Origin of the sequence: Emticicia aquatica (assembly GCF_923079645.1) — a bacterium.
GTDB lineage: Bacteria > Bacteroidota > Bacteroidia > Cytophagales > Spirosomataceae > Emticicia > Emticicia aquatica.
In genome coordinates this window covers 927,563-941,913 of the sequence record NZ_CAKLPY010000002.1, presented here as the reverse complement: position 1 = coordinate 941,913, position 14,351 = coordinate 927,563, and the positions used below count along the sequence as shown (strand labels likewise).

General features: G+C 35.2%; 13 protein-coding genes. 11 read left to right on the top strand and 2 right to left on the bottom strand.

Going from position 1 to position 14,351, the window contains the following annotated elements; translation table 11 throughout:
• From MJQ71_RS13630 to MJQ71_RS13615, 4 genes are all read left to right on the top strand, one after another.
• A complete protein-coding gene (locus MJQ71_RS13630; protein ID WP_238807178.1) occupies positions 1-576 on the top strand; it encodes a 5-formyltetrahydrofolate cyclo-ligase in 576 nt (191 codons plus the stop codon).
• 140 nt (positions 577-716) lie between these two features.
• A complete protein-coding gene (locus MJQ71_RS13625; protein ID WP_238807177.1) occupies positions 717-1,709 on the top strand; it encodes an aspartate-semialdehyde dehydrogenase in 993 nt (330 codons plus the stop codon).
• Between the two features lie 114 nt (positions 1,710-1,823).
• Entirely contained in the window at positions 1,824-3,887 is a 2,064-nt protein-coding gene (locus MJQ71_RS13620) for an acylase (protein WP_238807176.1), read from the top strand.
• A gap of 97 nt (positions 3,888-3,984) precedes the next feature.
• Positions 3,985-4,512 (top strand): energy transducer TonB, encoded by a 528-nt coding sequence (locus tag MJQ71_RS13615; protein WP_238807175.1) that lies wholly within the window; start codon positions 3,985-3,987, stop codon positions 4,510-4,512.
• A 50-nt stretch (positions 4,513-4,562) separates the two neighbouring features.
• Here MJQ71_RS13615 and purB read toward each other — a convergent pair whose 3' ends face one another.
• On the bottom strand, positions 4,563-5,906 hold the full coding sequence (gene purB / locus MJQ71_RS13610) for an adenylosuccinate lyase (RefSeq protein ID WP_238807174.1): 1,344 nt from the start codon (positions 5,904-5,906) through the stop codon (positions 4,563-4,565).
• A gap of 96 nt (positions 5,907-6,002) precedes the next feature.
• On the opposite strand from purB, the gene MJQ71_RS13605 reads away from it, so the two are divergent.
• On the top strand, positions 6,003-6,716 hold the full coding sequence (locus MJQ71_RS13605; RefSeq protein WP_238807173.1) for an MIP/aquaporin family protein: 714 nt from the start codon (positions 6,003-6,005) through the stop codon (positions 6,714-6,716).
• A gap of 67 nt (positions 6,717-6,783) precedes the next feature.
• On the top strand, positions 6,784-8,676 hold the full coding sequence (locus MJQ71_RS13600; RefSeq protein WP_238807172.1) for a beta-N-acetylhexosaminidase: 1,893 nt from the start codon (positions 6,784-6,786) through the stop codon (positions 8,674-8,676).
• Positions 8,677-8,701: 25 nt separating this feature from the next.
• Here MJQ71_RS13600 and MJQ71_RS13595 read toward each other — a convergent pair whose 3' ends face one another.
• Positions 8,702-9,838 carry a carbon-nitrogen hydrolase family protein gene (locus MJQ71_RS13595; RefSeq protein ID WP_238807171.1) on the bottom strand — a complete coding sequence of 379 codons (1,137 nt, stop codon included), beginning with the start codon at positions 9,836-9,838 and terminating at the stop codon, positions 8,702-8,704.
• Positions 9,839-9,970: 132 nt separating this feature from the next.
• On the opposite strand from MJQ71_RS13595, the gene udk reads away from it, so the two are divergent.
• The 5 genes from udk to MJQ71_RS13570 all read left to right on the top strand — a co-directional run bounded on the left by udk (position 9,971) and on the right by MJQ71_RS13570 (position 14,274).
• Positions 9,971-10,585 carry a uridine kinase gene (udk, locus tag MJQ71_RS13590; RefSeq protein ID WP_238807170.1) on the top strand — a complete coding sequence of 205 codons (615 nt, stop codon included), beginning with the start codon at positions 9,971-9,973 and terminating at the stop codon, positions 10,583-10,585.
• A 141-nt stretch (positions 10,586-10,726) separates the two neighbouring features.
• Positions 10,727-11,539, top strand: a complete 813-nt coding sequence (locus tag MJQ71_RS13585; RefSeq protein WP_238807169.1) for a hypothetical protein — start codon at positions 10,727-10,729, stop codon at positions 11,537-11,539.
• Positions 11,540-11,628: 89 nt separating this feature from the next.
• On the top strand, positions 11,629-12,924 hold the full coding sequence (locus MJQ71_RS13580) for a DASH family cryptochrome (protein WP_238807168.1): 1,296 nt from the start codon (positions 11,629-11,631) through the stop codon (positions 12,922-12,924).
• Positions 12,925-13,177: 253 nt separating this feature from the next.
• Complete coding sequence (locus MJQ71_RS13575) at positions 13,178-13,759, top strand: LemA family protein (RefSeq protein ID WP_238807167.1); 582 nt, start codon at positions 13,178-13,180, stop codon at positions 13,757-13,759.
• An 80-nt stretch (positions 13,760-13,839) separates the two neighbouring features.
• Complete coding sequence (locus tag MJQ71_RS13570) at positions 13,840-14,274, top strand: TPM domain-containing protein (RefSeq protein WP_238807166.1); 435 nt, start codon at positions 13,840-13,842, stop codon at positions 14,272-14,274.
• The last annotated feature ends 77 nt before the right edge of the window (positions 14,275-14,351 follow it).

The window sequence follows — 14,351 nt, the reverse complement described above, 5'->3', positions numbered from 1 at the left end:
ATGCTAAAACAAGATTTAAGAAAAGAATTTTCACAAAAACGAAAAGCCCTCATCGAGCAAGAAGTTGAGGGTTTTTCTAGGAAAATACATGACTGGTTTTTCAGAAGTTTCCCTGTCCATTCTTATGCTACGATTCATACTTTTTTGCCAATCAAACATCACAAAGAAATTGATACATGGCTGATAATTAATACCTTAAAGAAAGATTTTGCGACAAATATTGTTATTCCTAAAAGCCATGCAGATGGGACAATGACGCATTATTTTTTAACGGAAGAGACAATTTTTGAAGAAAATCAATGGAAAATTCCAGAACCATTTCCTTCAAAACATCTCGAATCATCAGTTTCTGAAATTGACCTTGTGCTTATTCCGCTTCTTTGTTTCGATAAAAAAGGTTATCGAGTTGGTTATGGAAAAGGCTATTACGACCGCTTTTTAGCCGATTGTCGTGCAGATGTTTTGAAAATTGGGCTTTCAATTTTCGAACCAGTTGAGCAAATAAAAGATGTTGACACTTACGATATTTGCCTTGATTACTGCATCACACCAAATAAAATTTGGAGTTTTTTGTAAATTTTGTACTATTCCAAGATTATTGAACCAATTTTTAGATTATCTTTGCACTTTAAAGTTTTCTGCCCCAGAATACTTTAAAATTCTATTATTTAACTTAAAAATCACTCTCCTTTAGGGGCTGGGAGTGGGCAAAAAAAATGAAAATTGCAGTAGTTGGTGCAACTGGCTTAGTTGGCACTGAAATCTTGAAAGTATTGGCGGAAAGAAATTTCCCCGTTAGCGAAATTATTCCCGTTGCTTCCGAAAAATCAATTGGTAAACAGGTTGAATTTAAAGGTAAACAGTTTACGGTAGTAGGCTATGAAGATGCCATCAAGATGAAACCTGCGGTTGCGATTTTCTCAGCAGGTGGAAGTTCTTCATTGGCCTTAGCTCCATTGTTTGCAGCGGCGGGTATTCCTGTGATTGACAATTCTTCGGCTTGGAGAATGGATCCAACTAAAAAGTTGATAGTGCCTGAAGTAAATGCAAATACGATTACGGCTGAAGATAAAATCATTGCGAATCCGAACTGTTCGACAATTCAGATGGTGGTGGTGATGAAGCCGTTGCACGATAAATATAAAATCAAACGTGTGGTTGTTTCGACTTACCAATCGGTAACTGGAACTGGTAAAGCAGCCGTTGACCAACTTTTTGCGGAGCGTGCAGGCGACGATAGCGTTGCAAAAGTGTATCCGCATAAAATTGACCTTAACGTATTGCCTCACATTGATGTTTTCTTGGACAATGGATATACCAAAGAAGAAATGAAAATGGTGAATGAAACCAAGAAAATTATGGGCGATGATAGCATTGCAGTAACTGCAACAACGGTGCGTATCCCAACTGTTGGCGGTCACTCAGAGGCTGTAAATATCGAGTTTGAAAATGATTTTGATTTGGATGAAGTTCGCCGACTTTTGAGCGAAACCGAAGGTGTTATTGTACAAGATGACCCTAAAAACTTTGTTTATCCAATGCCAATCAACTCACACGGAAAAGACGAGGTTTTTGTTGGACGTATCCGTCGTGACGAATCACAGAAAAACACTTTGAACCTTTGGGTTGTAGCTGATAACCTTCGCAAAGGTGCTGCTACAAACGCAGTTCAAATTGCTGAATATATGTTGAAAGCAAATTTATTGTAAAACAACTCTCTCAATTGTTAGTTGTGAAAGGGAAGGCATTTTTTTATGCTTTCCCTTTTTTGTTTTTAAATTTATACTTTTGTAGTATTCTAGAAATAACGACTCAACCTTACAATGAAAAAACTATGCTTCTTCCTATTTTTAGGAATTTCTTTTCAAACATTATTTGCCCAAATTAATCCTGAAAATATTAAAATTGTGCGAGATAAATGGGGCGTTCCACATATTTATGCCAAAACTGATGCTGAAGTGTCCTATGGATTGGCTTGGGCAAATGCCGAAGATGATTTCAAAACGATGCAATTGACATTATTGGCTGGAAAAGGGATGGTCGGTCAATTAAGAGGCAAAGACGGAGCAACGATTGATTATGTTGTTGCACTTTTGCGTTGCCGTGAGGTAGTTGATGAACAATACGATAAAGTTTTATCTCCCGAATATAAAGCACTTATTGAAGGTTATGTGGCTGGGATAAACGCCTACGCTGCCAAACATCCTGAAGAAGTATTGGTAAAAGGTTCATTCCCAACAAATACCAAAGAATACACAACCAGCACGGTTTTATCGCTTTCGATGATTTCGGGGGTTGACGGGGTTTTGCAAAAAATATTTAACGGAAATATAAAAACATTAGACGAGTTTAAGGCTGCTGGCTCGAATGCAATTGCTATCAGTAGTTCAAAAACCGTTGACGGAAGTGCTTATTTGGCAATTAATCCACATCAGCCACTTGAAGGTCCTGTTGCTTGGTATGAAGCTCATCTTTGTAGCGAAGAAGGCTTGAATGTTTTAGGAGCGTTATTTCCAGGAGGTCCAGTTATTTTTGTGGGTGTAAACGAAAATTTAGGTTGGACTCATACCGTCAATTATCAAGATAAAGTTGATGTGTTTCAACTCGAAATGAATCCAAATAATAAAAAACAATATAAGTTTGATGGAAAATGGGAAACATTAGAAGAAAAAACGGTAAAGTTAAAAGTGAAAATGAAAGGTTTTACAATTCCTGTAAAAAAAGTAGTTTTATGGAGTAAATATGGAGCAACAATTCAGACTAAACAAGGTACTTTTTCAATAAGATTTAGTGCAAATCAAGATATTCGAGGAATTGAACAGTGGTATAAAATGGATAAAGCTCGTAATTTTTCGGAGTTTTATAAAGCAATGCAAATGACCGCAATTCCAGGTTTTAATACAATTTATGCCGATAAACGAGATACTATTTTTTATGTGAGTAACGGAAAAATTCCGTTTCGTACAGAAGGCTACGATTGGAAAAATACAATTCCAGGCAATACCTCAAAAACACTTTGGACAAGCTTTCATCCTCTGAAAGATTTACCACAATACGTTAATCCAACGAGTGGCTATTTGTTCAATGCTAACCACACGCCCTACAATGCTACGGGTGTTAAAGATAATTTGAAAGCTCAAGATTTTGACCAAACAATGGGCTATGAAACAAAAGATAATAACCGAAGTATTCGCTTTCAAGAAATGTTTTCGCAATATGATAAAATTTCTTTTGATGATTTCAAACGAATAAAATATGATGGACAATTACCACAAGGAAAGCTTTATTTTCCAGCAAATACGGATGAACTTTTCAAGTTAAACCCATCAGAATATCCTGATATACAGACACTTATTGAAAATTTGAATCAATGGAATCGCAAAACAAATGTTGATAGTAAAGGTGCTGCGATATTTTTAGTGATGCTTAATTATTTTACAAATGAATTGAGTAAAAAAGGAGAAATTGCTAATTATGAGATTTCAAAAGAAGAAACAATTGCAGCCTTTCGATATGTAAATACCTACATGAATCAACATTTTGGTAGAACGGATATTTCGTTAGGAGATTTACAAAAATTGGTGCGAGGCAATATTGAAAAACCAAGTTGGGGCTTGCCAGATGTGATTACGGCCATGCACACTCGCCCATATAAAGAGGGCAAATTGAATGTCGTGCAAGGCGAGTCATATATTGGATTAATTAAATTTCCCAAAGAAGGTTTACCCGAAATTGAAACAGTTTTAAACTTCGGGCAATCGACGCACGTGGATAGTCCACATTTTGCAGACCAAATGGATTTGTATTTGAGCCAAAAAACAAAAAAAATGACACTTGATAAAACAGAAGTGATGAAAACGGCTGTAAAGACTTATTCACCGAAATAACAAAAAATAAGTATAAAAAAAAGAAGCATTTTATTTGAAAAAAAAAGTGTTCTTTATACATTTATTGTGCAAAACATTAAAGTAAACTTTTGTAGCTATGAAAAAAACAATTATATTTTTGTGGGTATTAATCGGGGTAACTTGCATCGAAACGTATGCTCAAGTTTCGAAAGATGTAATAGGTTCGGCTTTTTATGCTTCGGCTTTACGAAAAATTGGCTACCCAATTGGTGCGATTCGAAGTAGTATTTATGGACGAATTTATGCAGCTTTTGAAGTAGATGCAACGGGAAAAGTCAACAATATCAATGTGATTTATCCTTTAATTAATAAGAAAGTAAGCCATTTATTAGGCTTTGAAGCAGAAATCGTGAGCGGATTATCAAAAACGCCTCAATTGGGCAATGTCAGCGAAGGGAAGTATATTTTACCTATTGCCTTTGTTTATAAAAATATTTATTATGGAGAAGAAAATTATCCGACTAATCGAATTACGGAAGATTATTTTTCAAAAGAATACCAATTTTTGAAAGAAATTCAGATTACTGCTCGAAGTGACCAATATCGTATGCTTCGTCCATATTCAAGTATTCCACCAATGAGTAGGCAAATTGTTGAATATTAAAAAAGCGGCACTAAAATTTGATTTTAGTGCCGCTTTTTTTAATTCTAAAGTCAAATCCCCGTATAATTAAAAGGAGAAATGCGGCGAAGTTCATATTTCACTTTTTCGCTGACATCGAGTGTATCAATAAAATCTTTGATACGTTTCTCGGTGATTTTTTCGTTTTTACGAGTTAATTCTTTCAACGCCTCATAAGGTTTTGGGAAACCTTCACGACGTAAAACTGTCTGAATACCTTCGGCCACAACTGCCCAGTTTTCTTCTAAATGATGGTCAATTGCTTCTTGGTTAAGCTCAAGCTTTTCTATACCTTTTAATAAAGATTTCAAAGCAATAACCGTATGCCCAATTGGCACGCCTAAATTTCTCAAAACTGTTGAATCAGTCAAATCTCTTTGAAGACGAGAAATAGGTAATTTTGCCGAAAAATGTTCAAAAAGAGCATTCGCAACACCTAAATTTCCTTCTGCATTTTCAAAATCAATCGGGTTTACTTTGTGCGGCATGGCCGATGAACCAATCTCGCCAGCTTTTATTTTTTGCTTAAAATATCCCATTGAGACGTAGGTCCAAACATCACGAGAGAAATCTATTAAAATAGTATTGAGTCGTTTGATGTTATCAAACAAAGCTGCCAACATATCATAATGCTCAATTTGAGTTGTTTTTTGGCTACGAGATAAACCCAGAGAATGATTAACAAAACTGTTTCCGAAACTTACCCAATCAGTTTGTGGATAAGCCACATGATGAGCGTTGAAATTTCCTGTTGCACCGCCAAATTTGGCAGCGTAAGGAATAGTTTTCAACATTTCGAGTTGTTTTTCAATTCTTTCGCAAAAAACTAAAATTTCTTTGCCTAATCGTGTAGGCGAAGCGGGTTGTCCGTGTGTATGTGCGAGTAACGAAATTTCTTTCCATTGTTCTGCTAAATCGTGCAGTTTCACCAAAACCTCATTAAATATAGGTAAAACTGCTACTTCCATTGCTTCTTTTAATGACAACGGAATGGCTGTATTATTAATATCTTGCGAAGTAAGTCCGAAATGGATAAATTCTGAATATTGGGCAATTCCTAAAACATCAAAAGCTTCTTTGATAAAATACTCAACCGCTTTTACGTCGTGATTGGTCGTTTTCTCAATTTCTTTAATTTTTAAGGCATTTTCTTCCGAAAAATCCTCATAAATCGCTCGAAGATTTTTATACAAACCTTTGTTAAAATCTTCTAATTGTGGCAAAGGTAGTTCGCAAAGAGCAATAAAATATTCTATTTCGACTCTTACACGATAGTGTATCAGTCCGAATTCAGAAAAATATTGAGCAAGATTTTCGATTTGTCGGCGGTATCGACCATCAACAGGAGAAATAGCAGAAAGAGAATTCAATATCATAATAGTTTATTAAAGCACAAAGTTAAACCTATTGTGTGTTCTGACAAAATAAATTAACTTGCCAAACAATTTCAACCCTAAAAAAAATAAACCTCAATGCAAACTTCAAACTTTATTGGTGAATTAGTGGGTACACTCGTACTCATTTTACTTGGTGATGGCGTAGTCGCCAATGTTTTATTAAAAGGCTCAAAAGGCGAAAATGGAGGTTGGATAGTAGTAACAACCGCTTGGGCATTAGCAGTGATGTGCGGCATTTTTGTTGCTCAAAAATTGGGTAGCCCTGATGCTCATCTGAATCCAGCCGTAACAATTGCAATGGCAGTAAAATCGGGTGATTGGTCGAATGTACCTTCTTTTATTGCTGCCCAGTTAATTGGTGCATTTTTAGGAGCAACACTAGTTTGGCTTATGTATTTGCCTCATTGGTCGATTACAGAAGATAAGGGAGCTAAATTAGGCGTTTTTGCTACTTCTCCAGCCATTAGAAATCCAGCAGCCAATGTGATTTCTGAAGCAATCGGTGCGATGGTTTTAGTGGTCGTTTCTAGCTCATTTTCGTCAGATTTACCTAATGGTTTTGCTCCCTATTTGGTTGGTATGTTGGTATGGTCAATTGGTTTATCTTTGGGCGGTCCAACAGGTTATGCTATCAATCCAGCACGTGATTTAGGCCCACGTATTGCTCATGCAGTTTTACCTATTTCTGGTAAAGGAAATAGCGATTGGGCTTACGCTTGGATACCTGTTGTAGGGCCGATTGTTGGAGGAGTACTGGCTGCATTATTTTTAGGAGCATTCAATATTTAGTCAATTAGCTTACTTTTTGCTATTGTAATGTTTTATTTTTAGTGCCAAATTTTCAATTATTAAATTTATGAAAAAACTCATTATTGCATTCATTTGTGTTGTTACGACTGCTTGGGGGCAAAATACCTATAATATTATTCCTCAACCAGATACGATTGTAGTTAAGAGCGGTTCATTTACAATAAATGCAGAAACAAGGGTAATTTTGCAGACTAACGATGCTCAAACGGCTGCCGTTGCAAAACTTTTTACGAGTCAAGTGGCATATACAACGGGGATGAAACTTTTTACTGAGGTTTCTTTACCGAAAATTGCTAAAATTGACCCTAAAACGAAAAAAGCAATTCCATCTCCTCCTTTAACCAATGCAATATTATTTGTACGACCAACCCGACCAATGCCTGAAGATAATTATGAGCTTTTGGTAGAACCCAATTTAGTATCGATTACAGCAAGTGCTTCGCAAGGGTATTTTTATGGTCTTCAAACGATTTTTCAATTACTTCCTCCTGAAATATATTCAGTTAATAAAGTTACAGGATTGCAACTAACAATGCCTTGTGTAAGAATATCTGATAAACCTCGCTTTGAACACCGTGGTTTTATGCTTGATGTTGGCAGACATTTTTTGCCAATTGATTTCGTAAAAAAAACCATTGATTTATTAGCCATGCACAAAATGAATGTGCTACATTGGCATTTGACTGATGACCAAGGTTGGAGAATTGAAATTCAGAAATATCCTCGTTTGACACAAGTTGGCTCAGTGCGTTCTGAAACAGTAGAAGGAAAAATGTCGTATAATCAACCATTAAAATTTGATGGAAAACCTCATAGTGGTTTTTATACGCAAGACGAAATCAGAGATGTAGTAAAATATGCTCAAGAAAAATACGTCACTATTATTCCTGAAATCGAAATGCCAGGTCATGCTCTTGCTGCTTTGGCGGCGTATCCAGAGTTGGGTTGTACAAATGGCCCTTATGGGGTGGCAAAAATTTGGGGCGTTATTGAAGATGTCTATTGTCCGACTGAAAAAACTTTTAAATTTATCGAAGATGTATTGACAGAAGTAATTGATATTTTTCCAAGTCAATACATTCATATTGGGGGCGACGAATGCCCAAAAACAGCATGGAAACAAAGTAAGTTTTGTCAAGATTTAATGAAAACACAGGGTTTAAAGGATGAACACGAGCTGCAAAGTTTTTTTATTAAGCGAATCGATAAGTTTTTGACATCAAAAGGAAAAAAGTTAATGGGTTGGGATGAAATTTTGGAAGGTGGACTTTCTCCTAACGCAACAGTGATGTCTTGGCGTGGCATTCAAGGCGGAATTGAAGCTGCAAGACAAAAACACGATGTCGTGATGACACCAACATCACATGTCTATATTGACTATTATCAATCTCATCCTGCCTTTGAACCATTGGGCATTGGCGGTTTCTTGACTCTAGAAAAAGTATATTCGTATGAGCCAATTCCAGTAGAACTTAAACCTGAAGAAACAAAGTATATTTTGGGGGCTCAAGTAAACCTTTGGACAGAATATGTAGCAACACCCGAACATGCGGAATACATGACTTTTCCAAGAGCATGTGCGTTATCAGAAGTCACTTGGTCGCCGCTAGGAAGCAAAAACTTTGCAGATTTTGGTCGCCGATTAGAAACGCATTTTAAGCGATTAGATGTTTTGAAAGTAAATTATGCGAAAAGTATTTATGATGTAAAAGAAACATATACAGCGAATAAAAATCAAACAGTTGAAGTGAAACTTGAGCCTTATGTGGCAAATGCACAAGTGAGATATTCGCTGGATTTTTCAAAACCAACGATAAATTCGCCAATATATGTACCCCAAACGTTTAATAAATTAACTACGATTCGGGCAGCGGTTTTCCGTAATGGACAGCAAATTGGTAAAGAATTCAATAAAACTTACCGAATGCCAGACAAATAAACCTAAAATCTAATGAATATTAGATTTAAAGCCACAAATTCACCAAAGCCGCTTTTCCAAAATGAGAAGTGGCTTTGGCAGAATCGTTCAAGATGATTGTCGAACCATCTGCTCCCAAATCCCAAATATTTCCTTGTAAGAAAACGTTTATCCCTTTTTTTACTCCTGCTTCATTTTTTGCTCTTCCTGCCATGGCGTGTTTGACCCAAGCTTCTCCGAGCGTCAATTTTCCAATATCAGCTTTTGCATCTTTAGGCGTTACTGCCCCCGAATAGCCAGTCCATTTTTTGTTCCAATTATCATAACCATTTGAATAAGAAGGCGTTACAATAAATTCTACCCCTTTCTCTTTCAAAATTTTATACGATTCCGAAAACCAAGCATCGGCACAAACCAAAACGCCCATTTTACCGATTGGTGTTTCAAAAGTTGGAATTTCTTCGGGTTTAGCTGGACAAACGAAAGACAATTCATCGGCAGTTGGAAATGCTTTTTTTATCAAATTTTGATTTATTTTTCCATCAACATTAAAAACGACGGACGTATTATAAAGCAACCCTTTATTGATTGTCAAAATGCCATTTTCGACACTTGGATTTGGCAATAAAATCGAACCCGCTACAATCGTGACCTTGTATTTTTTTGATAATTCTGCAAAAGTATTTTGATAAATTATGGCCATTTGGGCTGCTTTCATGGCAAATGCAGCATATTTGATTTTATCTTTTACTTCGTCAGGTGCAGTTATAAAGGTTTTTAAGAATTTTCCTAAATTGCTCAAAACCATTGTTTGAAGGCCAGATTCAAGTGTTTTCGTGTTATAAAGGCTGCTTTTTTCGTTGGCAGCTACCAAAAATGTGCCGATATATTCGGGAAAAACTACAACTGTTTTGTTTGGAATTAGAAAGTTATTTTTTTGGGCAGCATTCAAATAAAATTGTATTTTTCTTTTAAAGTTTTCTTCCGAAGCATAATCAACAGGCTCCATAAAAGCTTGAATGCCCAAAATATTATTTTTGCTTGTTGAATCTCCGTAAGATTCGGAAATATCTATTTTTAAAGATTGATTTTCTTTAGTTCCTTTTCCAGAATTCGACCAAATTTGGTAAACTGCGAAAGAAAAAAAAGCGATAATTAGTGCGTTTTTGAGGTGTTTTTTCACGGATTGATATTTTTCATGGCAATTTCCAAAATATTTTACAAACAATCCTAAGCCTTTTCGTAATTTTGTCCTCGAAATTGCACTAATTTAATCTTTGGGCAATCATCAACAAGAAATTTAAAAATAGTGTTAATGACAAAACCTTATATAGTTGGTATTACTGGCGGAAGTGCGTCTGGAAAAACGTACTTTTTGAATCAGTTATTGGGAGCTTTTTCAAAAGATGAAATTTGTCTGATTTCGCAAGACAATTACTATCGTACACAAGAATTTGTACCGAAAGACCAAAATAATGTTGAAAACTACGACCTTCCTGAAGCAATAGATTTTGAGTTATATGCCCAGCATATCAATGATTTGAAAAATTGGCGAACTGTTGAGCATAAAGAATATGTTTTCAATAATCCGAATGTTGTACCAAAAACGCTTGTTTTCAAGCCAGCTCCAATTATCGTTGTTGAAGGAATTTTTGTTTTTCATTCGCAAGATGTGGCAAAATTGCTTGATTTAAGGGTTTTTATTGATGCCCGTGAACATGTTAAAATCAAGCGTCGCATCATCAGAGATAACAACGAACGAGGATACGATTTAAACGATGTTCTTTACCGTTGGGAAAACCATGTTGCTCCAACGTATGAAAAATACATCGAACCAACCAAATATGATGCAGATATAATAATCAACAATAATTCGCATTTTGAAAAAGGTTTGGCTATTTTGACGGCTTTTTTGAAAGATAAGCTATAAAAAACGAGCTGTTTAAGACAATTGTAAAACATTTATTTAAGAGACTTTTTGATAATGAAAGTCTCTTTTTTGTTTAAAAACAGGCACGTTTTTTGCAGTAAGATTGATTATTTAGCTATTGAAAGTATCAATTATATATTTATGAAACGTATCGTATCCTTCGTTCTAGTGGCCCTTATTTCGGGTGTCATTTCTTGTAAAAAAATCAATGAAGATGAAATAACACCCGAACAAACACAACAGTTGAGCAAATGTCCGCTCAAAAATATCAATTCTTCGACAGGAAAGGAACTCGCTTCTTTTGAATATACACTCAATCGAATTAAGCGTATTGTAAATAAAGAAAGTACCGAAATTGGTTCAACGTTCACCTATAATACCAAAGGTCAGATTGAAAAAATGGTTATCACAAATGGAAATTTGGAAGAAGCTTATACCGTAACTTATCTATATGATGCTACCACTGGCAAAATTTCAAAAACCAGAACATCAATAAAAGGATATGAGTTTCAGGTAAACGATTTTGTGTATGTGGCCGATAAACTTACTACAATTAATACCAATCTTGACATTTTTGGTTATAAAGTAAAAGGAGTTTCAAGAGTAGAATATGTAGATGAAAATGTGTCGAAAGTTTTCACAAAAATGGAAGGAGACCCCGAATTGTTGGCTTATGAAGGCATTAGCTACGATACTAAATCCCAATTTTATCCAGATGGCTACCGCACAATGGCATACGGTTTTATCGGAATTGCGAATAGCTATTTTGCGTTTTTTGGTAAAAATAATCCCACTTCCATAAAAATATACGATGACAATGGCAAAGTAGATGAAGCGACAGATATTACTTATGAATATAATAAAATTGGAATTCCTACAAAAGCGGTGAAGACCGTAACGAAAGGCGAAAAAAAGACCGTGCTAAATGTGGCTTATCAATATATGTGTAATTAAAAACTTTACAATTGATTTTAATGAACAAAGTCCTTAGAAAATAAGTTAATTTTGCAGTAACAAACATTTTCTACAAGTACATTTTACTCATGCAAAATATCATTTTCTGGTTCAGAAACGACTTACGACTTCACGATAACGAGGCTTTAATAGAAGCAACTAAAGCAGGAAATGTGATTCCTGTATATATTTTTGACGAAAGACAATTTCTGAATACGCCACTCGGATTTAAACGTACGGGTGCATTTCGGACAAAGTTTTTGATTGAATCAGTCGAAAACCTACGTACAAATCTACAAAGTATTGGTTCTGATTTAATTATTAAAATTGGTAAACCCGAAGAAATTTTAACAAAAATGGCAGCCGATATAAATGCGGCGGCAGTTTATGCAAGCAAAGAAGTTACGCAAGAGGAAACCACAATAGAAGCAAATTTGGCAAAAAGAATAAAACCACTCAATATTGAAATTGAATTGGTTTGGATTGCTACGTTATATCATGCCCGTGATTTGCCTTTTCAGATAAATTTTTTGCCCGATGTTTTTACTGATTTTAGGAAAAAAGTAGAGCGTTCTGCTACAATTCGCCCAACTTTTGATGCTCCACAAAAACTTGCTCACATTGATTCTTCATTTGATTTAGGGAAAATTCCAACCTTAAAAGATTTAGGTTTTGAAGAGACACTAATCCTAGATAAACGTTCGGTTTTGAACTTTAAAGGTGGTGAAAATGAAGCATTAAATCGATTAAAAGAATATATTTGGGACAAAGATTTATTAAAAACATATAAAGAAACACGTAACGAACTCATCGGTGGAGACTATTCGTCGAAGTTTTCGGCTTGGTTGAGTTTGGGCTGTATTTCTCCTAGAAAAATATACGAGGAAATAAAAAAATATGAAAAAGAAGTACTCGCAAATGATTCCACTTATTGGCTGACTTTTGAATTAATTTGGCGAGATTATTTTCATTTTGTAGGACTGAAATTCGGAACAAGGATTTTCAAAAAAAGCGGCATTAAAAATGATTTAATGAAAGAATGGAAGCAAGATAAACTCAATTTTGACAAATGGATAAATGGCCAAACAGGTGTGCCTTTTATTGATGCCAATATGAAAGAATTGCAGTTAACTGGGTTTATGTCGAATCGTGGCCGCCAAAATGTGGCCAGTTATTTAACCAAAGATTTAGGTATTGATTGGACTTGGGGGGCAGCTTATTTTGAAAGTCAATTACTCGATTATGATGTTTGTAGCAATTGGGGAAACTGGAATTATATAGCAGGCGTTGGAAATGATCCACGTGAAGACAGGTATTTTAATATCAGTCGTCAAGCCGATATGTACGATAAAAATGGAACATACGTGAATCTTTGGCTATCTTAAGTTTAGAAATAAAGATCATTTGTATCATTTAGGCAAGACATAAAGAAATATAATATTGACTGAAGGTGTTGATTTTCTGAATTTTGGTACGAAAATACCCGAAATTAAGGCAAAAAGTAATATTTCGACATGGATTTAATCCGTTTGCTGATTTTTTTTATCCACTTATAACATTTACCCCCTTGCATATTATTTTCAAATCATTACATTTGAGCAAAATTTTAACCAATTACAAAAAAACGAATTAAAGACAATGAACAAAAGCACTCTCATCATCGTTGGTATTTTACTAATTTTTGGAATGTACGGATGTAGCTCATACAACGGATTAGTTAGTAATGACCAAGATGTCAAAGGAAAATGGGCAAACGTGCAAACGCAATACCAACGTCGCTCAGATTTGATTCCAAACTTAGTAAGTACTGTACAAGGTGCAGCAAATTTTGAAAAAAGTACGTTGACTGAAGTAATTCAGGCTCGTGCAAATGCAACAGCAGTAAACCTTAAAGCTGATGATTTGACACCTGAAAATATCAAGAAATTCCAAGCAGCACAAGACCAATTGAGTGGTTCGCTGAGCCGTTTATTAGTTTCAGTTGAAAAATATCCAGATTTAAAAGCTAATCAAAACTTTTTGGAACTTCAATCTCAATTAGAAGGTACTGAAAACCGTATTGGCGTGGCTCGTAATGACTTCAATGCTTCAGTTCAGACTTATAACTCGTCAGCTTTGGCATTCCCAACAGTTATTTTCGCAAAAATTTTTGGTTTTGCTGAAAAAGGATTTTTCCAAGCTTCTGATTCTGCTCAGGCAGCTCCAACTGTTAAGTTTTAATTATTAGAAATCAAGTTTTTTGTAGAGACGTTGCTCAATAAAATGGCAACGTCTCTGCATTATAATAAAAATCACCAAAAATGTTTTTTTCAGAAGTCGAAAAAGAAAAGATTATAGCTGCTATCAAGCAAGCCGAATTGAATACTTCGGGCGAAGTAAAACTTCACATTGAAGAATCTTGCCCCGAAACTGACCCTTTTGAACGTGCCAAACAAGTTTTTCTTTATTTGAGTCTTCAAAAGACCGCCCAAAGAAATGGCGTTTTGTTTTATTTGGCTTACGGCGACAGAAAATTTGCAGTTTTAGGTGATATTGGTATTGATAAGGTTGTTCCTGAAAATTTCTGGGAAAGTACACGAGATACACTTCGATTGTATTTTGCTCAAGGAAATTATAGTGAAGGATTACAAATGGGTATTAAAGAAGCTGGTTTTCAATTGAAGAAATATTTTCCGTATCAGAAAGATGATATCAATGAAATTTCAGATGATATTTCAACGGAAATAATACCTTAATAATTGAAATACTTGGCGTTGTTTAAAACCTAAGTAACTTCCAAAATAAGACATTGATTATTGTCTGAGCCTAGTTT